This is a genomic window from Micromonospora sp. MA102, from assembly GCF_025460765.1.
GTDB classification, from domain to species: domain Bacteria; phylum Actinomycetota; class Actinomycetes; order Mycobacteriales; family Micromonosporaceae; genus Micromonospora; species Micromonospora halotolerans.
The window spans coordinates 87,631-110,712 of the sequence record NZ_JAMWEG010000003.1 but is presented as its reverse complement, the minus strand read 5'-3'; the positions used below and the strand labels follow the sequence as shown (position 1 = coordinate 110,712).

General features: G+C 75.4%; 19 protein-coding genes. 7 read left to right on the top strand and 12 right to left on the bottom strand.

What is annotated here, in order from left to right; translation table 11 throughout:
* Positions 1-26 precede the first annotated feature (26 nt).
* From tilS to dacB, 3 genes are all read right to left on the bottom strand, one after another.
* A complete protein-coding gene (gene tilS, locus NFX44_RS07025; protein ID WP_262282686.1) occupies positions 27-1,004 on the bottom strand; it encodes a tRNA lysidine(34) synthetase TilS in 978 nt (325 codons plus the stop codon).
* A 1-nt stretch (position 1,005) separates the two neighbouring features.
* On the bottom strand, positions 1,006-2,076 hold the full coding sequence (locus tag NFX44_RS07020) for a zinc-dependent metalloprotease (protein ID WP_262282685.1): 1,071 nt from the start codon (positions 2,074-2,076) through the stop codon (positions 1,006-1,008).
* A gap of 80 nt (positions 2,077-2,156) precedes the next feature.
* Entirely contained in the window at positions 2,157-3,662 is a 1,506-nt protein-coding gene (gene dacB, locus NFX44_RS07015; protein WP_262283160.1) for a D-alanyl-D-alanine carboxypeptidase/D-alanyl-D-alanine-endopeptidase, read from the bottom strand.
* 651 nt (positions 3,663-4,313) lie between these two features.
* Between dacB and NFX44_RS07010 the strand changes: the two genes are divergently transcribed.
* Positions 4,314-4,820, top strand: coding sequence for an inorganic diphosphatase (locus tag NFX44_RS07010; RefSeq protein WP_091266984.1), 507 nt, complete (start codon positions 4,314-4,316; stop codon positions 4,818-4,820).
* Positions 4,821-4,883: 63 nt separating this feature from the next.
* Here NFX44_RS07010 and eccD read toward each other — a convergent pair whose 3' ends face one another.
* Positions 4,884-6,281 (bottom strand): type VII secretion integral membrane protein EccD, encoded by a 1,398-nt coding sequence (eccD, locus tag NFX44_RS07005; RefSeq protein ID WP_262282684.1) that lies wholly within the window; start codon positions 6,279-6,281, stop codon positions 4,884-4,886.
* 100 nt (positions 6,282-6,381) lie between these two features.
* On the opposite strand from eccD, the gene eccCa reads away from it, so the two are divergent.
* The 4 genes from eccCa (at position 6,382) to NFX44_RS06985 (ending at position 13,383) form a co-directional block, all read left to right on the top strand.
* Positions 6,382-10,338 (top strand): type VII secretion protein EccCa, encoded by a 3,957-nt coding sequence (gene eccCa / locus NFX44_RS07000; RefSeq protein ID WP_262282683.1) that lies wholly within the window; start codon positions 6,382-6,384, stop codon positions 10,336-10,338.
* 62 nt (positions 10,339-10,400) lie between these two features.
* The gene (mycP, locus tag NFX44_RS06995; RefSeq protein ID WP_262282682.1) at positions 10,401-11,735 is read left to right on the top strand and encodes a type VII secretion-associated serine protease mycosin; all 1,335 of its coding nucleotides are present in this window, start codon (positions 10,401-10,403) and stop codon (positions 11,733-11,735) included.
* Positions 11,736-11,835: 100 nt separating this feature from the next.
* Positions 11,836-12,630, top strand: coding sequence for a phosphatase PAP2 family protein (locus NFX44_RS06990; RefSeq protein ID WP_262282681.1), 795 nt, complete (start codon positions 11,836-11,838; stop codon positions 12,628-12,630).
* 30 nt (positions 12,631-12,660) lie between these two features.
* Positions 12,661-13,383, top strand: a complete 723-nt coding sequence (locus NFX44_RS06985) for a phosphatase PAP2 family protein (RefSeq protein WP_262282680.1) — start codon at positions 12,661-12,663, stop codon at positions 13,381-13,383.
* Between the two features lie 11 nt (positions 13,384-13,394).
* Here NFX44_RS06985 and NFX44_RS06980 read toward each other — a convergent pair whose 3' ends face one another.
* From NFX44_RS06980 to NFX44_RS06955, 6 genes are all read right to left on the bottom strand, one after another.
* Positions 13,395-14,573: a MarP family serine protease gene (locus tag NFX44_RS06980; protein ID WP_262282679.1), complete on the bottom strand. Its 1,179-nt coding sequence runs from the start codon at positions 14,571-14,573 to the stop codon at positions 13,395-13,397.
* Positions 14,574-14,660: 87 nt separating this feature from the next.
* The gene (locus NFX44_RS06975; protein ID WP_262282678.1) at positions 14,661-15,350 is read right to left on the bottom strand and encodes a CoA pyrophosphatase; all 690 of its coding nucleotides are present in this window, start codon (positions 15,348-15,350) and stop codon (positions 14,661-14,663) included.
* Complete coding sequence (locus NFX44_RS06970) at positions 15,347-15,949, bottom strand: TlpA disulfide reductase family protein (RefSeq protein WP_262282677.1); 603 nt, start codon at positions 15,947-15,949, stop codon at positions 15,347-15,349. Before NFX44_RS06970 ends, NFX44_RS06975 begins: the two co-directional genes overlap by 4 nt.
* On the bottom strand, positions 15,946-16,725 hold the full coding sequence (gene nth, locus NFX44_RS06965; protein ID WP_262282676.1) for an endonuclease III: 780 nt from the start codon (positions 16,723-16,725) through the stop codon (positions 15,946-15,948). Before nth ends, NFX44_RS06970 begins: the two co-directional genes overlap by 4 nt.
* Positions 16,726-16,786: 61 nt before the next feature.
* A complete protein-coding gene (locus NFX44_RS06960; RefSeq protein ID WP_262282675.1) occupies positions 16,787-17,986 on the bottom strand; it encodes a CapA family protein in 1,200 nt (399 codons plus the stop codon).
* An 86-nt stretch (positions 17,987-18,072) separates the two neighbouring features.
* Entirely contained in the window at positions 18,073-18,735 is a 663-nt protein-coding gene (locus NFX44_RS06955) for an adenosylcobinamide amidohydrolase (RefSeq protein ID WP_262283159.1), read from the bottom strand.
* A gap of 218 nt (positions 18,736-18,953) precedes the next feature.
* Between NFX44_RS06955 and NFX44_RS06950 the strand changes: the two genes are divergently transcribed.
* Entirely contained in the window at positions 18,954-19,631 is a 678-nt protein-coding gene (locus tag NFX44_RS06950; RefSeq protein WP_007073398.1) for a Crp/Fnr family transcriptional regulator, read from the top strand.
* Between the two features lie 151 nt (positions 19,632-19,782).
* Entirely contained in the window at positions 19,783-20,526 is a 744-nt protein-coding gene (locus NFX44_RS06945; protein WP_262282674.1) for a metallophosphoesterase, read from the top strand.
* Positions 20,527-20,615: 89 nt separating this feature from the next.
* On the opposite strand, the gene NFX44_RS06940 is transcribed toward NFX44_RS06945, so the two are convergent.
* Both NFX44_RS06940 and NFX44_RS06935 read right to left on the bottom strand, forming a co-directional pair.
* On the bottom strand, positions 20,616-21,629 hold the full coding sequence (locus tag NFX44_RS06940; protein ID WP_262282673.1) for an acetamidase/formamidase family protein: 1,014 nt from the start codon (positions 21,627-21,629) through the stop codon (positions 20,616-20,618).
* A complete protein-coding gene (locus tag NFX44_RS06935) occupies positions 21,629-23,068 on the bottom strand; it encodes an APC family permease (protein WP_262282672.1) in 1,440 nt (479 codons plus the stop codon). Before NFX44_RS06935 ends, NFX44_RS06940 begins: the two co-directional genes overlap by 1 nt.
* Between the last annotated feature and the right edge of the window lie 14 nt (positions 23,069-23,082).

Genomic DNA, 23,082 nt, shown 5'->3' with positions numbered 1-23,082 from the left:
CGGGCGACGCGGCGCCGGCGGCGGGGTCAGGTGGTGAGGCGGCCGCCGTGGCGGCGCACGGGGAGGCCGCCGGGCAGGTGTGCCGGACCCTGCCCGTGCCAGTCCGTGACGAGAGCGTCCAGCGCCGCCACGTGCCGGTGCGACAGGGCGGCCGGCGGGGCGCCCAGCTCCCGGGCCCAGGCGTGCAGCACCCGGGTGCGTACCGCCGCCGGCAGCGCGACCAGGGCGTCGACCGAGAGCCCGCCCTCGGCCGCCCGGGCCTCGTCGAGCGCGGCGGCGGCGAGGTCGTCCAGCGCCGCGGTGTCGGCGGCCAGCAGGCGGGCGGTCCGGGCCAGGTTGCCCACCACCCCGGCGCCCAGCGCCCGGACCAGCGCGGGCAGCACGTCGGCGCGGACCCGCGACCGGGCGTACGCGGGGTCGGCATTGTGCGGGTCGGCCCAGGGCGTGAGACCCAGCGCGGCACACGCGGCCCGGGTGTCGTCGCGGGGGACGTCGAGCAGCGGGCGCAGCAGCGGCACCCCGTCCCACTCGCGGCGGGGCGGCATGCCGGACAGGCCACGCGGGCCGGCGCCCCGGGCGAGCGCGAGCAGCACGGTCTCGGCCTGGTCGTCCCGGGTGTGCCCGAGCAGCACCCCGGCCGCGCGGTGCTGGCGCGCGCTGGCCAACAGGGCGGCGTACCGGGCCTCCCGGGCGGCCGCCTCCGGGCCGCCGGGCCGGCCGGCGACACGCACCGGAACCACCTCGACGGGGTCGAGACCGGCCTCGCGCGCCCAGCAAGCCACCGTCTCGGCGCGCTCGGCCGAGCTGGGTTGCAGGCCGTGGTCGACCGTCACCAGGCCGGCCCGGCGGCCGAGGCGGGGCGCCACGAAGGCGGTGGCGGCGGCCAGGGCCAGCGAGTCGGCGCCGCCGGAGCAGGCCACCAGCACCGGCCCGGCCCCCGGCAGCCCGGTCAGCGCCCGGCGTACGGCGAGCCGGACGGCGGCGACCGGCGGGGCAACAGCCAACTCAGCCGGCGACTGGCGGGATGGTCGCCGCACCGCCGTGCACCCGGGCCACCCAGGCGTCCGGGTCGCCCAGCTCGTCGAGCCGGGGCAGGGTCAGCGGCGAGGAGAAGATCTTGTTGAAGCCGGCCATGCCGACCCGGTCCACGACCCCGTGCACGAACTTGCGGCCCTCCGCGTACTGGCGCATCTTGACCTCGATGCCGAGCACCCGGCGGATCGCCTTCTCCAGCGCGTTGCCGGACTCCCGGCGGCGGTTGAACGCCGCCCGGATCGACTCGACGCTGGGGATGACCTGCGGGCCCACGCCGTCCATGACGAACTCGGCGTGCCCTTCCAGCAGGGTCATGAGCGCGGTGAGCCGGTCCAGCACGGCCCGCTGCGCGGGGGTCTGCACGATGTCCAGCACGCTGGCCCGGCTGTCCGGGTCCTTCACCGCGTCGGAGAGCGTGGCCACCGCGCGGCGCAGCCGCTCCAGGAGGTGCTCGCCGCCCTGCGACGCGTCCACGAACGCCTGCACCTCGCTGAGGAAGTACGCCCGCATCCACGGCACGGCGGTGAACTGGGTCCGGTGGGTCACCTCGTGCAGGCAGACCCAGAGCCGGAAGTCTCGCGGGTCGGCCCCCAGCTTCCGTTCCACGTCCACGATGTTCGGGGCGACCAGCAGCAGCTGGCCGGGGTCACCGGCGAAGACCTCGTACTGGCCGAGCACCCGGCCGGACAGGTACGCCAGCACCGTGCCGGCCTGCACCCCGGTGAGCCGGGAACCGATCGCCTCGGTGAGCGGGCCGGGGCGCTTGTCGCCGGAGAGCCGGTCCACCAGCGGGGTGATCACCTCGCGGAGGCCGGCGATGTTGGCGGCCGCCCAGTCCCGGCGGTCGACCACGCGGACCGGCGGGTGGGTGACCTGGGGGCGCAGGCCGGTGTAGTCGGCGACGTGGCCGGCGGCCTCCTCGGTCAGCCGGCGCAGCTCGCCCACCACGTCGGTGGCCTCGGCGTACGACACCCGGGGGCCCGACTTGCCCAGCGCCCCCGCGGTCGCGGCGGCCAGATCCCAGTCCACGAACTGCGCCATGAACCCACCGTACCCGCGCCGCGACACCCCCACCCGGGCTCACGAGCGCCGATCGACGCCGGCCGCACCGGGCGGGACGGTCAGCGGCAGCCGCAGCCGGCCAGCGCCGAGGAGATCCGGTCGAGTGCCTGCCGGGTCTCGTCGAGGGTGTCCGGGGTGCGGTCGGTGAGGACGGCGAAGGTGAGCAGCCGGCCGTCGGTCGTGGTGACCAGCCCGGCGATGGCGTTCACCCCGCTGAGCGTCCCGGTCTTCGCCCGGACCACGCCCGCACCGGCCTTCGTCACCGCCGCCTGGTAGCGCTCGTCCAGGGTGCCGGACCAGCCGCCCACCGGCAGCCCGCCGAAGATCGCGGCCAGGTCGGGATGGCTGCCGTTGCCGGCGAGCGTGATCAGATCGGTGAGCAGCGACGGGCTGATCCGGTTGGTGCGGGACAGCCCGCTGCCGTCGGCCAGGCTGATCTCGTCGGCCGGCAGCCCCAGCTCGCCGAGCACCTGGTCGGTGGCGGCCGCGCCACCGGCGAACGAGCCCGGCTTGCCCTTGGCGAGCGCGACCTGGCGGGCCATGGCCTCGGCGATCACGTTGTCGCTGTCGCTGATCATGATGTCGACCAGGCGGACCATCGGCAGCGACTGGACCGTGCCCAGCTCGGTGCCGGGAGCGGGCGTCCCGGCCGCCGTCTCGCCGGAGGCGGCGGGCGCGGTGCCCCGCTTCACCTCGGCGGCGGCGCCGGAGAGCCCGAGGAGCTTGGCGAACTGCCGTCCGGCCGTCAGGTCCGGCTGGGGCACCCGCTCGGCCGCGTGGTTCGTGGCCTCGGCGGTGCGCCGGGCCTCCGCCGCGTCCCGCCGCGCGCCGTCGGTCATCAGCGCGGTGATCGCCGCGCCAAACCCGCCGGTGGGGATGTCGGAGTCCCAGCCGGGCTCGTACACGGGGCCGCTGAACAGGGACGAGTCGACGGTGACCTTGGTCGGGGCGGTGCCGCCGAGCGCCTTGCGCACCTGGGCGGCGAGGTCGTCCAGCCGGGCCGCGCCGGGATAGAAGCCGTTCTTGTCGACCGCGAGGGTCGGGTCACCGCCGCCGACCAGGACCACCTCGCCGGGGGTCGGGCCGGCGACCGCCCGGGTGGGGATCCGGTACGCCGGGCCGCGGGCCGCCAGCACGGCGACCCCGGTCGCCAGCTTGGTCACCGACGCGGGCACGGTCGGGCTGTCCTGCCCCCTGCCATAGAGCGCCTGGCCGGTCGCCACGTCGGCCACCGAGACGTTGACCCGGTCGCCGAGCGCGGCGGCGCGGACCAGGGGTTCGAGCGCGGCGCGTACCCCGTCGGGGGTGGGCAGCGGCGCGTTGCCGTCCGCGCCGGCCAGCACGGCGGGCGGGGGCGGCTCGGGCGACTGCGCGGCGGCGGTCGGCGAGTCCCCGCCCAGCCAGCCGGCCAGCGGGCCGGGACGGACCACGGCCAGCCCGACCGCGGCCAGGGCGACGATCAGCACGCTGGCCAGCACCGCGACCAGCCGGAGGCGGCGCGGGCGCGGAGGCGGGGGCGACGGCGGAGGCGGGGCCGCCCCGACCGGGGGCACCGGCGGGCTCACCGGGATGCCGCCGGGCGCGTCGTACCCGGGCCAGCTCACCGGCGCGGCCGGACCCGGGCCGTAGCCCCGCGGGTCGGCCTGCCCGTGGTCCTGCGGGGCGGCCTGCCCGTAGCCGCGCGGTGCGGCCTGCCCGTATTCGCGCGGCGCGGCCTGCCCGTATTCGCGCGGCGCGGCCCGCCCGTAGTCCTGCGGCGCGGCCCGCCCGTAGTCCTGCGGGGCTGCCTGGCCGTACTGCCTGGGGTCGGCGTGGCCGTGATCCCGTGACCCGGCGCCGTACTGCCGGGGGTCGGCGTGGCCGTGGTCCCGCGGGCCGGGACGGCCGTACTCTCCGGGGTTGGCGCGGCCCACCGGGGCGGACCCGGCGGCCGGCCCGGGGCGGTGGGCGGGGCTGGTGCCGGGGATCGAGACGCGGCCGGTGGCCCCGCCGGAGGCGGGACCCGCCGATCCGCGCCCGTCACCGCCCTCGGGGCGGTAGTGTGAATCTTCCCTCCCCACGACCCCCTCCTCCCCCGCTCAAAAGCGCCTTGGGTGACACTACTTCGGTCCGAACACTATGCGGCGGCCGGAGCCGGCGGGGAGCGTTCACCCCGTCCGGTGGGCGGCGCCGCTGGTTTCCGTCAGCCAGCGTGGGCAAACGAGGGAGCGTGGGAGATGGATTTCGACGTCACGGTTGAGATCCCGAAGGGTCACCGCAACAAGTACGAGGTGGACCACGCGACCGGCCGGATCCGGCTGGACCGCACCCTCTTCACCTCCACGCAGTACCCGGCCGACTACGGCTTCATCGAGGGCACCCTGGGCGAGGACGGCGACCCGCTGGACGCGCTTGTGCTGGTCCCCGAGCCCACCTTCCCGGGCTGCCTGATCCGCTGCCGCACCATCGGGATGTTCCGGATGACGGACGAGAAGGGCGGCGACGACAAGGTCCTCTGCGTGCCCTACGAGGACCCGCGCCAGGAGCACCTGCGGGACATCCACCACCTGGGCGAGTTCGACCGCCTGGAGATCCAGCACTTCTTCGAGGTCTACAAGGACCTGGAGCCGGGCAAGTCGGTCGAGGGCGCCACCTGGGTGGGCCGCACCGAGGCCGAGGCCGAGATCGTGGCCTCGTACCAGCGCGCCAAGGAGGCCGCCGAGCGCGGCGAGACCCTGCACTGACCTGATCCACGCCGACGGGCCCGGGCCGCTCCACGGAGCGACCCGGGCCCTCGTGCGTGCGGGTCAGCCCAGCAGGCCGCGGGCCCGGTCGTAGAGGTCGAGCACCGCGCAGGCCACCGGGACCACGGCCACCACCAGCGCGGTGTCGGTCAGGTCGGCCAGCCGGCCGAGGTACGGGGAGACCGGCCGCCGGGCGTACGTGGCGCCGGCCGCGACGGCCACCAGGGCCAGGGCCAGCCCGCCGACGGTCAGCGCCAGCCGGCCGGCCGGACCGGCCCGGTCGGCGAGCACCGCGCCGAGCAGGGCGTACCCGGCCAGCCCGGCGGCGACGGCGGGCACCCGGTGGCGGACCGCCACGAAGAGCCGGGAGCGCAGCAGCAGCACCCCGCAGCCCACCGCCGCCAGCAGCCGGCCGGCGAGCCCGCCGGTGGTGACGAGCACCGCGGTGGCGGCGACGGCCAGCACCGCGTGCCCGAGCAGCATCCCGGTCAGCATCTCCTCGGTGCGGGCCACGGCCGCGTGCACCCGGGCCCGGTCGGGCAGGTCACGGACGCCGGGCGGGTCGCCGGCCGGCGCGGGCAGGGTGACCGGCGGCAGCGGCACCTTGCCGAGCCGGATGGCCAGCAGCGGCAGCCCGCCGAGCGCGAAGACCAGCGCGCAGAGCAGCACGGCGGCGGTGCCGGCCGGGTCGAGGAACAGCCCGCCGAGGCCGGCCGCCGCGCCGGCCGCGCCGGTGGTCGCGCCGGCCAGGAAGACCCGGGACCGGCTCGCCACCCCGAGCAGGCCGAGCACCGACACCAGCAGCAGCGCCACCGAGCCGGCGAGCAGTTCGGGCGCGCCGACCCAGGGCAGCGGGCGGAACGGGCCGGCCGGGTCGCCGGAGCCGACCGCCAGGGCGCCGGCCGCGGCGGCCCAGGGCAGCGCGTACCCGCCGAGGGTGGCGCCGACCGGGCCGTCGCCGTAGGCCCGGGAGGCGGCGGTGGCGGCGAGCACCAGGAGCAGGGCCACGGCGGCGGCGACCGGCCAGCCGCTGCCCGGCCCCGCGCCGGCGGCCAGCACGGCGAGCAGCCCGACGGCCAGCGGGACGCCCGCCCCGGCCAGCGCGGCGGCCCGGGTGGCCCGGGGCGACCAGGCGGCACCCCGGCGGCGGGCGCCGTCGGCGATCGCCTCGATCACGTCGTCGTACTCCAGCTCGGGCCACTGGGCGCGGGCCGGGACGAGGTGCAGCACCTCGCCGTCGCGGACGCCCTGGGGCAGCAGCGCCTGCGCGGTGGCCAGCACCGCCCCGTCGGTGCGGCGCAGCACCCAGCCGCCGTGCCGTTCGCCGTCGTCGGCCAGGCCCTCCCCCGCGTGCCGGAGCACCTCGGGCAGCAGCTCGGCGAGGGGAACCTGCTCCGGCAGGGCCACGTCGACCCGCCGCCGGGGGGCGCTGATCGTGACCCGGGCCAGCCCGCTTGTCATCGATGTCTCTCCATATCGAGCGGGAACGGTGGCTGACGGACGAGTGGACTTTACCTACGATGAGCCAGGCTCAGGTTACCGAGAGCCATGGGGAGGCCGAGTGTCCACTGTCGTCATCAAGCGGCCGCCACGCCGCCCGGCACCGGAGATCCCGGCCGGCGAGCTGCCCGTGGAGGCGCCGCCGGAGATCCCCCCGGTGGCCGGTGGGCGCTGGCAGCAGGCGCTGATGGTGCTGCCGATGCTCGGCGGGACGGTGGCCATGGCCATGATGTTCGGCCGGGGCGGCGGCGCCTACTCGTACGTGGTGGGCGGCATGTTCGGGCTCTCCTCGGTGGCGATGCTGGTGACCTCGTGGGGCAGCGCCGGCCCGAAGAAGTCGGAGATGATGGCCGCCCGCCGGGAGTACCTCCGGCACCTCGCCGCGCTGCGCCGGCGGGTGCGGGAGACCGCCGGCGCGCAGCGGGCCGGGCTCTACTACCGGCACCCCGACCCGGGGCGGCTCTGGTCGACGGTGGACAGCCACCGAGTCTGGGAACGCCGGCCGGGCGACCCGGACTTCGCCGTGGTCCGGGTCGGGGTCGGGCCGCAGACGCTGGCCACCCCGCTGCTCCCGCCGGTCACCCGGCCGCTCGACGAGCTGGAGCCGATGACCGCGGGGGCGCTGCGGCGCTTCCTGGACGCGTACTCGGTGGTGCCCGACCTGCCCGTGGCGCTCTCGCTGCGCAGCTTCGCCCGGGTCCACGTCCGCGGCCCGGCCGGCGAGGTCAGCGGGGCGGGCTCGCCGGCCGCCCAGGCGCTGGCCCGGGCGGTGCTCACCCAGCTCGCCGTCTTCCACGCCCCCGACGAGCTGCTCGTCGCCGTCTGCGCCGGGCCGGAACGCCGGGCGGCGTGGGAGTGGGTCAAGTGGCTGCCGCACGCCCACCACCCGGCGCGCACCGACGCGCTCGGGCCGGTCCGGCTGGTCACCAGTGCCACGGCCGAGCTGGAACGGCTCCTCGACGACGTGCTGGGCAGCCGTTCCCGCTTCAGCCCGGCCGGTCCGGCCACCGACGGGCCGCACGTCGTGGTGGTGCTCGACGGCGGCGACCTGACCGGCGCCACCGACCTGGCCGGCGACGGCGGGATCGACGCGGTCACCGTGCTCGACCTGGACAGCCCGCCGCCCCGCCTGCTCGACCGGTACGCCCTCCTGCTCGACCTGGTCGACGGCCGGCTGCACTCGCACTCCGCCGACGGGCACGCCGAGGTGGGCGCGGCCGACGCGCTGGAGCCGGCCGACGCCGAGGCGGTAGCCCGCCGGCTCGCCCCGCTGCGGCTGGCCGGCGCCGCACGCGGACCGGACGCCCCGCCCGGGGCCGAGCCCGGCCTGCCCGAGCTACTCGGCCTCGGCGAACCGGAGAGCTTCACCGCCGAGCAGGGCTGGACGCCGCGGGCGGCCCGGGACCGGCTCCGGGTGCCGATCGGGGCGGGCGCCGACGGCGGGGCGATCGAGCTGGACCTCAAGGAGTCGGCGCAGGACGGGATGGGCCCGCACGGGCTGCTCATCGGCGCCACCGGGTCGGGCAAGTCGGAGCTGCTCCGCACGCTGGTGCTCGGCCTCGCCGCCACGCACAGCTCGGAGCAGCTCAACTTCGTGCTCGTCGACTTCAAGGGCGGCGCCACCTTCGCGCCGTTCGCCCGGCTGCCGCACACGGCCGCCGTGATCACCAACCTGGCCGACGCGCTGCCGCTGGTCGACCGGATGGTCGACGCGATCAACGGCGAGCTGATGCGCCGGCAGGAGCTGCTGCGCCGGGCCGGCAACTTCGCGAGCGTGCGGGACTACGAGCGGGCCCGGGCGGCCGGCACCCCGCTCGCCCCGCTGCCGTCGCTGCTGCTCATCTGCGACGAGTTCTCCGAGCTGCTCTCCGCCAAGCCCGACTTCATCGACCTCTTCGTGCAGATCGGCCGGCTGGGCCGCTCGCTCGGCGTGCACCTGCTGCTCGCGTCCCAACGGCTGGAGGAGGGCCGGCTGCGCGGGCTGGACACCCACCTGTCGTACCGGATCGGGTTGCGCACCTTCTCGGCGCTGGAGTCCCGGACGGTGCTCGGCGTGCCGGACGCGCACGAGCTGCCCCGCAGCCCGGGGCACGGCTACCTGCGCTCGGGCACCGACCCGCTGGTCCGGTTCAAGGCCGCGTACGTCTCCGGCGCGGTGCGCCGGCGCGGCGGCCCGGCGGGCGCGGCCGGCACGCCGGGCTCCCGATTGCTCGCCTTCACCACCCACCTGGTGCCGGCGCCCGAGCCGGCCACCCCGGCCGCCCTCCCCGCCGAGGAGGAGACCGGCGAGACCCTGCTCGACCTGATGGTGGGGCGGCTGGCCGGGCAGGGCCCGCCGGCGCACCAGGTGTGGCTGCCCCCGCTGGACGCGGCGCCCGCGCTGGACGAGCTGCTCGGCCCGGTCGGCGCGGATCCGGCGCGCGGGCTCACCGTGGCGAACCCGGAGCTGCACGGCGCCCTCCAGGTGCCGGTGGCCGTCGTGGACAAGCCGTTCGAGCAGCGCCGCGACCTGCTGTGGCTGGCGCTGGACGGGGCGGCCGGGCACGTCGCGGTGGTCGGCACCACCCGCAGCGGCCGGTCCACCCTGCTCCGCACCCTGGTCTGCGCGCTGGCGCTCACCCACAGCCCGGCCGAAGTGCAGGTCTACTGCCTGGACCTCGGCGGCGGGACGCTCGGCGCGCTGCGCGACCTGCCGCACGTCGGCGGGGTCAGCGGTCGGACCGACGACACCGCGGTACGCCGGACCGTCGGCGAGATCGCCGCCCTGCTGGCCGAGCGGGAGCGGCGGTTCACCGAGGCGGGGGTGGAGTCGATGGCGGCCTGGCGGCGGCGACGGGCCGCGGCGCCGGGCGGGGGCCACCCGGCCGCCGACCCGTTCGGCGACGTGTTCCTGGTGGTCGACGGCTGGAACACCCTGCGCGGCGAGTACGAGGACCTGGAGCCGCTGGTCACCGAGCTGGCCACCCGCGGCCTGGCGTACGGGGTGCACGTGGTGGCGAGCGCGCTGCGCTGGTCGGACTTCCGGCCGGCGATCCGCGACCTCTTCGGCTCGCGGCTGGAGCTGCGCCTCGGTGACCCGGCCGACTCGGTGGTGGTCAAGCGCGCCCTGGCGGCGACCGTGCCGGAGGAGCGGCCGGGGCGGGGGATCACCGCGGGCGGGTTGCACTTCCTCGCCGCCGCGCCCCGGGTCACCGGCCTCGGCGACGAGACCGGGGATTTGGTCAAGGCGGTCGCCGGGGCCTGGGCCGGGCCGGCCGCGCCCCGGGTGCGGCTGCTCCCGCCGGTCCTGCCCTACGCCGAGCTGGACCAGGCCGCGACCAGCGGGCTGGCTTTCCCGATCGGGGTGGCCGAGGCGGACCTGCGGCCGGTGGTGCTGGACTTCGCCACCGAGCCCAGCTTCGTGGTCTTCGGCGACGCCGAGTGCGGCAAGTCCTCCTTCCTGCGCGCACTGGCCACCTCGATCGTCCGGCGGTTCACCCCGGAGCAGGCCCGCGTGATCCTGGTCGACTACCGGCGCAGCCTGATGGGCACCATCGAGACGGCCCACCTGATCGGTTACGGGACCGCCGCGCCGCACACGGCCGAGCTGGTGGAGTCGGCGGCCGGCTACCTCCAGGGGCGGCTGCCGGGGCCGGACGTCACCCCGGCCGAGCTGCGTACCCGGTCGTGGTGGACCGGGCCGGAGCTGTTCGTGCTGGTGGACGACTACGACCTGGTGGCCGGCGGCCCGACCAACCCGTTGCGGGCGCTGGAGGAGCACCTGCCGCACGCCCGGGACGTCGGCCTGCACCTGGTGCTGGCCCGCCGCTCCGGTGGCGCGGGCCGGACCTCGTACGAGCCGATCATCCAGCGGCTGCGGGAGCTGTCCACGGCGGGGCTGGTGATGTCGGGCGGGCCCGAGGAGGGCCCGCTCGTCGGCCAGGTCAAGGCGGGTCCGCTGCCACCGGGGCGGGGCCGGCTGGTGACCCGGCGCGAGGGTGTACGCCTGGTCCAGCTGGCCCATCTCCCACCCGGGTGACCGGAGTTGCACCGTGGCGCGCGGGAAAACCGGTAATCTCCGAGCAGCATGTGTCTGACGCGATGAAATGGCTGGGGAATGTGACCAGGGATCGGCAGGGAGTTCCCACCGCGCCTCCCCGGCGTCTCGCCGGCCGCGCGCTGCTCGCCGCGGCGGCGGTCGCGGCCGCGGTGGCCGGTCCGCTCGTCCCGCCCGCTCACGCCGCACCGGCCATCGCCGCACCGGGAGCCGCCCGGCTGGCGCCGGCGGACGAGTTCGCCGGGGTGGACCCGACCCGCGACGGCCAGTGGCAGCTCGCCAGCCTGCGGGCGCAGACCGCCTGGCAGACCTCCACCGGTCGCGGCGTCATCGTCGCGGTGGTCGACTCCGGAGTGGACGCTTCCCATCCCGACCTGGCCGGCCAGGTGCTGTCCGGCGTGGACCTGGTCTCCGGCGGCGCAGACGGGCCCGACCCGGTGGGGCACGGCACCACGGTGGCCGGCCTCATCGCCGGGCGCCGGGACGACGGCCGCGGCGCGGTCGGGCTGGCGCCCGATGCCAAGATCCTTCCGGTGCGGGTGCTCGACCAGGAGAACCGGTACGACGACGCGGGCACCGTCGCCGACGGGGTGCGCTGGGCGGTCGACCACGGCGCCCGTGTGATCAACCTTTCCCTCGGTGGGAGCGACACCAGCGAGTCCCTGGCCGCCGCCATCGACTACGCCTTCGCCCGCAACGTCGTGGTGGTCGCCTGCACGGGCAACCTGGCCACCTCGAAGAGCCGCGACGTCTGGTACCCGGCCCGCGAGCCGGGTGTCCTCGCCGTCACCGGGCTGGACGCGAACGACAACCTCTGGTCCGGCGCCATCACCGGTCACGAGACGGTGCTCAGCGCCCCGGCCACCGCGATCAACGGGGCCCGCCCCGGCGGATACTGGCTGGTGCAGGGCACCAGCTTCGCGGCTCCGCTGGTCGCGGCGACGGCGGCCCTCGTCCGGGCCCGGTACCCGCAGATGTCGGCAGCGGACGTGGTCAACCGGATCATCACCACGGCGCGGGACCTCGGTCCCACCGGCCGCGACGACCGGTTCGGCTACGGCATGGTGGATCCGGTGGCGGCCCTGACCTCCGACGTGCCCCCGGTGCAGCGCAACCCGCTCGACGACAACGGCTCGCCCGGCACGGTGGGCTTCGGCTGGGCGCCCGGCCTGGGCCCGGACACGAGGACCGCCGCCGGGGCGGGCGGCGACCCGTTCAGCGTCGCCGCGCCCGAGCAGCAGACCCGGTGGGCGGCCCACCCGGCCGGCCAGGTCGCCGACTCGGCGCGGGAGCGGCTCTGGCCCGGGCTCGCCCTGTTCGTCGCCCTGGTCACCAGTGCCGCGCTGGCGGTCCGCCGCCTGCGCCAGTCCCGCCGCTGACCGGCGACGGCTCCAGGTCGCGGCGCGGCGAGGACGCGCCGAGCTGGAGTCGTCGGTGTCACCCGTCTGACCTGACCCCACGCTGGGTAGGGAACAGCGCATGAACACGCCCGTCGGCCTCTCCACTCGCGATCGGTCCTGGCGGCACCGCCGCCTGGACCCGGACCATTCGCTGGGCCTCCGGCTGACCCTCGCGGCCACCGCCGCGTTCCTGGTGCTGGTGCCGTTCGCGCTGCTCGCGCTGCTGGTGCTGGGCGCCTGGTCGCCGCTGTCCCGGCTGGACGCCACGATCACCGACGCGCTGCACGGATACGCCGTCGACCACCCGGCCTGGGTCCGGCTGACGGAGGTCTGGACCCACGTCTTCGGGCCCGGCCCGCTCCGGGTGGCCGCCGCCGCGGTGGTGGGGTGGTTGCTGTGGCGCGGCGCGCCCCGGCTGGCCCTCTGGGTGGTCACCACGATGACCGTCGGTGGGCTGCTCGGCGCGCTGCTGAAACTGCTCGTCGGCCGGCACCGGCCGGACCTGCTCGACCCGGTGGCCCGGGCGGCCGGTTACTCCTTCCCGTCCGGCCACGCGCTGAACGCCACCCTGGCCGCCGGGGTGCTCCTGCTGGTCTTCCTGCCGTTCGCCCGGCACAGCCGGGTGTGGCGCGGTGCGCTGTGGGTGGCCGCGGCGCTCATCGCGGTGCTGACCGGGCTCAGCCGGATCGCACTGGGCGTGCACTGGACCAGCGACGTGGTCGGCGGGTGGCTGCTCGGCGTGGCGGTGGTGGCCGCCACCGCGGCCGCGTTCTCCACCTGGCGGACCCGGGTCGGCCGGCGGCCGGCGCGTACGGCCCGGGAGGGCATCGAGCCGGAGGTGGCCGAGCCGGGGCCGGACGGCCGCCACGCGTAGTCGGGCACCCGTTGGGGTAATGGGCGGCCCATGTCCGATGTCGTGGTTCAAGTCGTCCGGCGCGTGCTGCTGCCGGTGGCAGTGCTCTTCGCCGTCCTGGTGGGGTTGGGCCTGCTGGTCACCCGGGTCCTCGCGACGACCTGGCCGTTCACCGTGGAGGACGCGGTCAACCGCGAGTTGGCCGCGCACCGGGCACCCGGCTGGAACGACGTCTCGCTGGTGTTCAGCACGCTGGCCAGCACCCAACTGATCGTCGTGGTGACCGTGCTGGTGGCGCTGGTGCTGCGGCTGGTGCTGCACCGCTGGCGGGAGCCGATCTTCCTCTGCGCCGCCGTGAGCGCGCAGGCGCTGATCTTCCTCTTCACCACGATGGTCATCGACCGCAACCGGCCGGCCGTCGAGCACATGGACGACTCGCCGCCGACCTCCAGCTTCCCCTCGGGGCACACCTCGGCCGCGATGGCGCTCTACGTGGGCATCGCGGTGCTGCTCGCGCTGCGGGCACGGAGCAGGCCGGCCAAGGTCGCCTGGTGGGCGCTCCTCGTGCTGGTGCCGGTCGGGGTCGCCCTCACCCGGATGTACCGGGGCATGCACCACCCGAGCGACGTGGTGGCGTCCTTCCTCAACGGCGGGGCCTGCGTGGCGATCATGGCGCGGGCCGTGCTGGACCGCACGCTCACGTGGGGTCGGGCCAAGCTGCCGCTCGGCAGCTCCGGCGGCGACGTGGCCCCGGCGCGCACCACCGCCGGCTGATCACCGGCGGCTCAGGTGCACTCGCCGGTGGCGACCTCCCGGGTACGCTCCGCGCCGGCCAGCGCCACCGACCGGGCCTCGCCGGCGGTCACCGCGAAGCCGGTGTTCGGGTCGTCCGCGGCGGCCGCGAAGATCACGCCGAGCACCAGCCCGTTCGAGGAGACCAGCGGGCCGCCCGAGTTGCCGCTGCGGACCAGCGCCCGGATCGTGTAGATCTCCCGGGTCACGTCACCGGACGAGTAGATGTCCGGCCCGGTGATCCGGTCGACGTCCCGGATCCGGGCCGGGCGGGCGTCGTACGGGCCGTCGAGGGGGAAGCCCAGCACGATGGCGTCGGCCCCGCTGCCGGCCTCACCGGCGGCGAAGCGCAGCGACGGCCCGGGCAGCCCCGGAACGTGCAGCACGGCCAGGTCCCGTGCGGGGTCGTAGACGACGACCTCGCCGTCGTAGCGCTCGCCGCGCAGCTCCACGGCCACCGACCGGGTGCCCGCCACCACGTGCGCGTTGGTCATCACCCGGTCGTCGGCGTACACGAAGCCGGAGCCCTCGATGCGACGGGCGCAGCTCGGCGCGGAGCCCAGCACCTTCACCACCGCCCGCTGGCTGTTCTTCACCACCTGCGAGTTGGCCAGCGCCGGGTCGGGCGGGGAGACCTGCCGGGCCCGGGTGGGCGCGAGGTCGCCGAAGACGTCCGGGAAGCCGTTGGTGTCGACCGTGTCGCGCAGTGCCGTGGACAGCTCCTGCGCCTGGTCCGGCAGCACCCGGTCCACCACGGTGAGCAGGGCGCTGTTGCGGACCGAGGAGGCCAGCCAGGGCACCGACGAGGAGCCCAGCGGCACGGCGACCAGCCAGGCCACCAGCATGACCGCGAAGACCGAGATGACCGCGCCGCCGGCGTCGTCGATCTTCCGTCCGGCGGGCCCGGTGATCGCGGCCCGCAGGTTGGAGCCCAGCCAGCCGGCCAGCGCCTGCCCCAGCACGGCCAGCCCGAAGATGGCGACCAGGGAGATCAGCACGCGTGTCCCGCTGTCGGTGAACTGCCGGGCGACCAGGGGCCCGAGCTGCAGGCCGAGCAGCGCGCCCAGGAAGAAACCGGAGAAAGACAGCGCCCCGATGACGAAACCCTGACGGTATCCGCTGATCGCGAACACGAGCATGAGCAGGAGCAGTACGAGATCCACGGCGGACACGCCCCCAGGGTACGGGCACCGCGCTCCGAAGATGCTGACCGCTCGCTGAACGTGACCTTCGGATCCGGGCGGGTGACGCCCGCCGGCTCAGCGGACGGGGCTCTCGTCGACCGCGTCGGTGCCGGCCGAGGGGGCGGGGGCGGCGGGCGGCGGCAGCTCCACCACGCGGGAACGCGGCCACGGGCGGGCCCAGCCGCCCATCTCCAGCAGCGTGTTCAGCACCCCGGCCGTGAAGCCCCAGACGAGCATGCCGCGCACCGAGAAGGCCGGGCCGATCCAGCCGCTCGGGTGGCGTACTCGCATGCGGTTCTCCGGGTCGACCAGCTCGGCGACCGGCAGCCGGGCGACGTGCGCCACCTCGGCCGGTTCGCGCGGGTGCACCGGGTGCGGCGCGTGCCACCAGGCGAGCACCGGGGTGACCAGGAAGTCGCTGACCGGGATCCACAGCTTGGGCAGCTCGGCCAGCACGGTCACGCTGGCCGGGTCGAGGTCGACCTCCTCGTTCGCCTCGCGCAGGGCGGTGGCGCTGGCGTCGGCGTCCTCCGGGTCGGCCGCGCCGCCGGGGAAGGCCGGCTGCCCGGCGTGGTTGCGCAGCGTGGCGGCGCGCTGGAGGACCAGCACGTCCGGGCCGCCGCCCGGCTCCTCGCCGAGCAGCACCAGCACGGCGCTCTCCCGGCCGCCGCTCTCGGGGGTGGCGAGCCGGGTGAAGTCCTCGGCGCGGGCGGTGCCGAGCCGGCCGAGCAGCGGATCGAGCCAGTCCGGCGGCCGTCGGGTCACAGCCGCACCCCGAGGTGGGTGCGGACCAGCTCGGCCAGGCGGGCGTCGTCCAGCGCCCCGGTCGAGTCGGTGTGCCGGATCCGCCCGTCGGCGTCGACCAGGACGGTCAGCGGGAAGGCGTTGCGGCCGAGCGCCCGCTCGAACGCGTCACCCTGGTCGACCAGCATGGGGAACCGGACGCCGAAGTCCTCGCCGATGGACTGCGCGCCGCCGCGGCTGTCGCGGCTGTTGACGCCGATCACCTGGAAACGGCCGCCGGCCCGCTCGCTGAGCCGCTGGAAGGCGGGCAGCTCCTTGCGGCACGGCGGGCACCAGGACGCCCACACGTTGATCACCGCGGGCCCCCGGATATCCCGCACGTTCACCGGGGCGCCCCCGGTGAAGCAGGAGAGCGCCAGGTCGGGCAGCGAATCCCCGGCGGCGCCGGACGGGGCCGGGGCGGAAGCCGGCGCGGCGGTCAGCGGGGCGCAGTCGGCGAACGGCGAGGGGCGCTCGGCGCGGGTGGCCGGCGCCGGGCCCGCCGGCTCGACGGTCGTGCCGGTGCAGCCGGCAACCGCGAGCAGCAGCGGGACGAGCAGGGAGGCGAGCTGGCGGGTCACGGCACCTCCGCCGCGACCGCCTGCTGCGGCACCAGGTCGGGGTCGATGCCGACGGCCGCCGCCAGGTCGCGGGCGCGGGGCCCCTTGAGCAGCTTGGCCGCGGCCACCGGATCGGTCGGCCCGGTCCCGTACGCCGGGCAGAGCTTCGCCAGCGTGCAGGCGCCGCAGGCCGGCTTGCGGGCGTGGCAGACCCGCCGACCGTGGAAGATGATCCGGTGCGACAGCATGGTCCAGTCGCGCTTCGGGTAGAGCGCGCCGATGGCGTGCTCGATCTTGACCGGGTCGGTCTCGGTGGTCAGCCGCCAGCGCTGCACCAGCCGCTGGAAGTGGGTGTCGACGGTGATGCCGGGGACGTCGAAGGCGTTGCCGAGGATGACGTTGGCGGTCTTGCGCCCGATGCCCGGGAGGGTGACCAGGTCGGCCAGCCGGCCGGGGACCTCGCCGTCGTAGCGCTCGCAGAGGGCCCGGCCCAGGTTGATCAGCGAGCTGGTCTTGTTGCGGTAGAAGCCGGTGGGCCGGATCAGCTCCTCCAGCTCGGCGCGGTCGGCCCCGGCGTAGTCCGCCGCGGTGCGGTAGCGGGCGAACAGCTTCGGGGTGACCTCGTTGACCTTCTTGTCCGTGCACTGCGCCGACAGGATCGTGGCGACCGCCAGCTCCAGCGCGTTGGAGTGGTCGAGTTCACAGTGCGCGTCGGGGTGGGTCTCGGTGAGCACCCGGCCGATCCGCCGGGCACGGCGCGTGCGACCGAGGTCGGTCTCGGGGGAGGACGTGGTCACGCCGGTCAGCCTACGTCGCGGGGACGACGTCCCGTCGGGCCCACGCGCGCGGCGGTGCTCCTCAGCCACCCGCCGGGGCGCTGATCTTGCCGCTGCCGTCGAGCTTGGCGCCGGTCGTCGGGAAGTCCGACCGGCTCACCTCGCGGACGAGCCCGAGGCCCCGGTCCTGCCCGTCGACGGCCGGCCGGCCCACGCTGCTCATCGCGGTCGAGGTGAACTGGCCCCCGACGAAGCGGCCCTCCGCGGTCAGCGAGACCTTCAGCACGCCGCCCCAGCCCAGCCGGCCGGAGCTGTTCAGCGACTTCCCGCCGCCGGCGAAGTTGCCCAGGCTGTAGGCGATCAGCCGGCCCTTGTAGAACTCCATGCCGCGCAGCACGTGCGGGCCGTGCCCGATCACCAGGTCGGCGCCCGCGTCGATCACGGCGTGCGAGAAGCGGATCGGGTCGCCCCGGTTCTCCCCGAAGAACATCTCGGTGCCCGGCTTCACGTGGCTCCGGTCGGCGCCCTCGGCGCCCATGTGCACCTGCACCACGACCAGGTCGGCCATGCCCTTGGCCATGGTGATGACCTGCTTCGCGGCCTCGATGTCGACGAGGCTGTTCGACCACGGGTACGACGAGAAGCCCGCCACGGCGACCTTGATGCCCTTGACGTCGACCACGGTGATCTCGCCGGGCGCGCCGGTGTGCTTGAGCCCGTGCGCCTCCAGCGCCGACTGGGTGTTCTCGTAGCCCTGCTGGCCGTAGTCGTAGCCGTGGTTGTTGGCCTGGTTGAGCAGCTGGAACCCGGCCGAGCGCAGGTGCGCCGCCCAGCCCGGGGGCGCCCGGAACTGGTAGCAGTTCTTCGGCTTCGGGCCGCACTTGCCGGCGCCGGTGTCGTCGGTGAGCGGCTCCTCCAGGTTGCCCATCACCAGGTCGCCCTTGAGCGCAGACTTGACGTCGTCGAAGAAGCCCTTCCCGCCGTTGGCCGGGAGCCGGGACGGGGCGTTGCCCATGATCACGTCACCGGTCGCGGTCAGCGAGATGGACTTCTCGGTCGAGCCGCTCGGCTCGGCGGCCTGCTCGCCCTCGGCCGGCCGGCCGGACGCCGTCGATCCCCCGCCCTGGCCCGGCTGCCAGAGGGGGCCGTCGCCGGAACCCGCGTCGCCGCAGCCGGCGACGAGCAGGACGACGAGCACCGCACCGAGGGCGGCGGCGAGGCGCGCGCGCAGGCCGGCGGGGCGGCGGCGGGGACGCGGCACGGAGAGGGCGGGAGCGTACATCGTGGGCGACGCTACCGTCCCGGGGACGCGGCGACGAGGGCCGATCGGTCGGAAACACCGTCGGCCGGGCGGGGGCCGGTCCACGCTCAGCCCGCCCGCCGGTGGGACCAGGGCACGACGGTGCCGGCGCCGCCGGCCAGGACGGCCGCGTGCACGGCCCGCGCCAGCGGGGCGCCCCAGGCCGAGCGGGGCCCGCCGTACGGGGCCGGATCGCCGTCGGCCGGGCAGAGCACGGTGACCGCGTCGGTGGGGGTGCCGGTGGCCGGCAACCCCAGCTCCCAGATCGCCTGGGCCTTCGCCTCGGTGGCCGTGGCCACCGCGTTGACCAGAGCGGCGTCCCCGAGCCGGGCCGGCACGTACACCACGATGTTGACGGTGCCGACCCGCTGGGCGGGGGTGGCGGGGGCGGGCGCGGCGGCCCAGACCGGCATGCCGAGACCGACCGTCGCCCAGACCCGCACGCCGCCGTCCGTCCGGGGCACCACCTCGGTCACGTCGACCCCGGTCAGCAGCCCGACGCCGGGCCCGGCCAGGCCGAGCCCGTCGGCCAGCTCGGCCAGGTGCGCGGCCGGGTCCTCCCGGTCGTACGACATGGGCACGGTCGCGTTGACCACCCATCCGCGTACGCCGATCCCCCCGCCCAGCGGGGCGGAGCCGACCGCCAGCAGCGGCGCCTCGGCCCGCCAGACCAGCAGCGGGATGTCCGACCCGTCCTCGGGCCGGCTGGTCAGGAACGGCTCGCTCAGCACGCCGGTCACCCTACGATCACAGGTGGGGGCGGGTGGCGCCCACCCGCACGGAGGCGGGATCCTAGTCGTTGACCGGGTCGGGCAGGTTACGCCCAACGATCAAGATTCCAGGGGTGCACCTCTGATTCGTGCTCATGTGCGCCTAGACTGGCGGCGCGCGAGGGATCAGCGGACGGCGGACCCGGCCGACGGACGGCACGCGCAAGCGGAGGTGCGCGATGGACGAGGTACTGGCCCGCAGCGGGATCTTCCAGGGTGTCGACCCGGAGGCTGCCGAGGCGCTCGCCAAGGAGATGGAGACGATCGAGGTCCGCAAGGGCGAGGTCGTCTTCAACGAGGGCGAGCCCGGTGACAGTCTCTACATCCTCCTGTCCGGCAAGATCAAGGTGGGTCGCCGGGCCGCGGACGGCCGGCAGAACCTGATCGCCGTGATGGGCCCGTCGGACATGGTCGGCGAGCTGTCGCTCTTCGACCCCGGCCCGCGTACGGCGACGGCCACGGCGGTCACCGACACCCGGCTGGTCCGGCTGCGCAAGCAGGCGCTGCGGCCCTGGCTGAACAACCGGCCCGAGATCGCCGAGCAGCTGCTGCGGGTGCTGGCCCGCCGGCTGCGCCGGACCAACGACTCGCTGGCTGACCTGATCTTCACCGACGTGCCCGGCCGGGTCGCCAAGAACCTGCTCCAGATGGCCGGCCGGTTCGGCACCCGCGACGGCGGCGTGCTGCGGGTGACCCACGACCTGACCCAGGAGGAGATCGCCCAGCTCGTCGGCGCCTCCCGGGAGACCGTCAACAAGGCCCTCGCCGACTTCGCCTCGCGCGGGTGGCTGCGGCTCGACGGCAAGAGCATCATCATCCTCGACCCGGAGCGCCTGGCCCGCCGCGCGCGGGTCTGACCCCTCCACCGGCATCCCGGCCCGTGCCCGCCTCCGCGGGTGCGGGCCGGTCCGTCTGCCCGCGCGGTGGGGTCCGCGAGCCGGCCGGTTCCGTCTCTGCCGGGCGCAGAATTCCTGGACCGGCCAGCCCGCACCGGCGCAGGCTGGGCCGATGATCGAGCGGGTAGCTGTGCTCTCCGACATCCACGGCGTGCTGCCGGCACTGGAGGCCGTGCTGGCCGAGCCGGACGTTGCCGCCGCCGACCTGATCGTGCTCACCGGGGACATCGCGGCCGGGCCGCAGCCCGTCGAGGTGCTCGACCTGCTCGCCTCGCTCGGCGACCGGGCCTGCTGGGTCGGCGGCAACGCCGACCGCGAACTGGTCGAGGCGCGGGCCGGGCGGCCGGCCGGGATCGAGGTGTCCAACTGGGCCGCGACCCAGCTCCGCGACGACCAGGTGGCGCGGCTCGCCGCGCTCCCGCCGACCGTCACGCTGCCGGTCGCCGGCCTGGGCGATGTGCTCTTCTGCCACGCCACGCCCCGGAACGACGAGGAGGTGGTGCTTGTCGACTCCCGGTTGGAACGCTGGGCCGAGGTCTTCGCCGGGCTGCCGGCCGGGGTGGGCACCGTGGTCTGCGGCCACACCCACATGCCGTTCACCCGGCTGGTCGACCGCCGCCTGGTGGTCAACCCGGGCAGCGTCGGCATGCCGTACGGGGGCGCGGGCGCCTGGTGGGCGCTGCTCGGGCCGGGCGTGCACCTGCGCCGGACCGGCTTCGACATGGACGCCGCCTGCGCCCGGGTGGTCGCCGAGTCGGGCTTCCCGGACGCCGCCGCCTGGGCCGACGAGTACGTGCGCTCCCGCCACTCGGATACGGACGCGCTCACCGTCTTCGGCCCGCGCGACGGCCGCTGACCGGCCGCCCCGGCGAGGGCGCGAAGTGGTGAACACATTTCGACGGCGGCGGGACCGGCCGGGGGCGACCCGGCCGGCCCTCGCGCCGGTCAGCGGTGGCTCAGGTAGTGCTGGGCCGTCTGGCGCAGCCGGGCGTGCACGCCGTCGTACCCGCCGGCCCCGCCCAGGTAGCGCTTGTCCATCTTCGCCACCATCGTGTAGTTCGTGTCGCACACGTTGCCGACCGGCGCCTCACCGGCCTGGCTGACCAGTTGGTACGCGTCGAGCTGGTCCAGCCCCACCAGCTCGGCGGTCCACGTGACCAGGTCGTGCTGGCTGATCCGGTAGGCGTCCTCCAGCGGTCGGGCCGAGCCGGTGGACATGAGCGCGTCGTCCGACTCCAGCCGCGGCCACGGGGTGCCGGCGCCCTTCACGACGTCCACCACGACCGTGGTGTTCATGGCCGCCTCGATGCCGGTGCCGCAGACCTCGCCGTGGCCCTGCCGGCAGTGCCCGTCGCCGAGGGCGAAGAGCGCTCCCGACACGTTCACGCCGAAGTACGCGGTGACGCCGGCCCGCAGTTCCGGGGTGTCCATGTTGCCGCCGTGCGCGTCCGGGGTGATCGTCATCCGCGCCTCGAAGGCGCCGGGCGCCACCCCGGCGGTGCCGTGCATCGGGTCCAGCGGCAGCGCCACGGTGTAGTCGCCCCGGCGGGCCCGGTACGTCGCCGTGCCGGCGGCGACGTCGACGTCGTACCGCCAGACCACCTCGTCGAGCGGGGGTTGCAGGGTCGCCGTGGTGTGGGTGCTGGTGAGCGCGCCGAAGTGCGGGAAGGTGGTGGACACGGCCCAGTCCCGGGCCGGCTCGATGGCGATGAAGTGCACGGCGAGGGTGTCTCCGGGCTCGGCCCCCTCGACGTGGATCGGCCCGGTCACCGGGTTGAGGTACGGGAACTGGCAGACCTGCGACGGCAGGTCGTCGGTGGTCCGGACCCGGCCGCCGAAGCAGTCCTCGGTGTAGAGCTCGAGGATGGTGCCCGGGCGCACCCGGAGCATTGCCTCGCGTCCCCCGAAGGTGTAGGAGAGTTCGTCCGGCTCCGGCCGGTACTTCACCACGTCGGTCATCAGTGCGGCTCCTTCACCGGCTCGTCGGTGCTCTCGTGGGCGACGTCGACCAGCGCGGCGAGCTCGGGACGCCGGCCCGTCAGGTAGAAGACCAGCAGGACCAGCAGCCCGACGCCCAGCCAGACGAAGCCGAGCACCTGGGCGGCGACCTTGGCGTTGATCACGACGTAGAGCAGGATCAGGAACCCGATCACCGGCACCACGAGATGCCGCAACCAGTCCCGGCTGCCGTTGCGCACCACGTAGTGGGTCACGACGGAGACGTGCAGCGCCAGGAATGCGGTCATGGCGCCGAAGTTGACGAGTGTGGACAGCAGCGAGATGCCATCGTCCCGGCTGGCCATGTAGAGGCCGAGCGCCAGGGAGATGGCGGCGACCAGCAGGGTGGCGTTGGCCGGCACCCGGTGTTTCGGGTTGATCCGGGCGAGGAAGCGCGGCATCTGCCGGTCGCGGGCCATCGCGTACAGCAGGCGGGAGGTCGCGGCCTGCGCGACCAGGGAGTTGGCGAAGCCCCAGGCGATCGCGGTGGCCAGGGCGGTCAGCCCGGCCAGCCAGCCCCCGCCGGCCGCGCGGGCCGCGTCGTAGAACGCGGTGCCCTCGGGGTCGCCGTTGTCGAGCAGGCCGGGCGCGTCCGGCACCAGCAGGGCCGCGACCCACGTCTGCACGATGAACAGGGCGCCGGCCAGCAGCAGCGCGGCGATCATCGCCCGGCCGATCTGCCGGGCCTCCTCGCGGCTCTCCTCGGCCAGCATGGAGATCCCGTCGAAGCCGAGGAAGGAGAGCACGGCGATCGACACCGCGCCGAAGACCAGCGGCCAGGAGAAGGTGCCCGCGTCGTACAGCGGCCGGAACGAGAAGCCGGCGCCCTTGCCCTGGGCCAGCGCCACCACGCCGACGACCAGGAAGATCGCGAGGATGACCAGTTCGGCCGCGAGCATCACCCGGTTGACCCGGGCGGTCATCTTGATGCCGAAGTAGTTGACGACGGTGTTGAGCACGACGAAGGCCGCCAGCCACACCCACACCGGCACGCCGGGCACGAGGGAGTGCATGGCCACGCTTGCCACCAGGTAGAGCAGGCCGGGCACGAGGACGTAGTCGAGCAGGATCACCCAGCCGGCGAGGAAGCCGACGGGCGGTGCGATGCCGCGACCGGTGTAGCTGTAGACGGAGCCGGCCATCGGGAACGCGCGGACCATCTGCGCGTACGAGGAGGCGGTGAACATCATCGCCACCATGCCGATGAGGTAGGCCAGCGCGACCATGCCGCCGGAGCCGGCGTACACGCTGCCGAAGATGCCGAAGGGCGCGATCGGCACCATGAAGATCAGACCGTAGATCAGCAGGTCGGTGAAGGTGAGGGTCCGGCTCAGTTCCTGCCGGTAGCCGAACCGTTCGACCTGGACGGATGTCTCGGATGGGTCGGGAGGATGAGTCACGGCACGCCTCCTTG

Bases quoted from the DNA above. Each gene is read 5' to 3' on its own strand.
- NFX44_RS06945 (WP_262282674.1), top strand. From the start codon at position 19,783: ATGATCGAGCGGGTAGCTGTGCTCTCCGACATCCACGGCGTGCTGCCG.
- NFX44_RS06985 (WP_262282680.1), top strand. From the start codon at position 12,661: ATGTCCGATGTCGTGGTTCAAGTCGTCCGGCGCGTGCTGCTGCCGGTG.
- NFX44_RS07010 (WP_091266984.1), top strand. From the start codon at position 4,314: ATGGATTTCGACGTCACGGTTGAGATCCCGAAGGGTCACCGCAACAAG.
- NFX44_RS06990 (WP_262282681.1), top strand. From the start codon at position 11,836: ATGAACACGCCCGTCGGCCTCTCCACTCGCGATCGGTCCTGGCGGCAC.
- NFX44_RS06960 (WP_262282675.1), bottom strand. From the start codon at position 17,986: ATGTACGCTCCCGCCCTCTCCGTGCCGCGTCCCCGCCGCCGCCCCGCC.
- NFX44_RS07020 (WP_262282685.1), bottom strand. From the start codon at position 2,076: ATGGCGCAGTTCGTGGACTGGGATCTGGCCGCCGCGACCGCGGGGGCG.
- NFX44_RS06940 (WP_262282673.1), bottom strand. From the start codon at position 21,629: ATGACCGACGTGGTGAAGTACCGGCCGGAGCCGGACGAACTCTCCTAC.
- eccD (WP_262282684.1), bottom strand. From the start codon at position 6,281: ATGACAAGCGGGCTGGCCCGGGTCACGATCAGCGCCCCCCGGCGGCGG.
- mycP (WP_262282682.1), top strand. From the start codon at position 10,401: ATGAAATGGCTGGGGAATGTGACCAGGGATCGGCAGGGAGTTCCCACC.
- NFX44_RS06950 (WP_007073398.1), top strand. From the start codon at position 18,954: ATGGACGAGGTACTGGCCCGCAGCGGGATCTTCCAGGGTGTCGACCCG.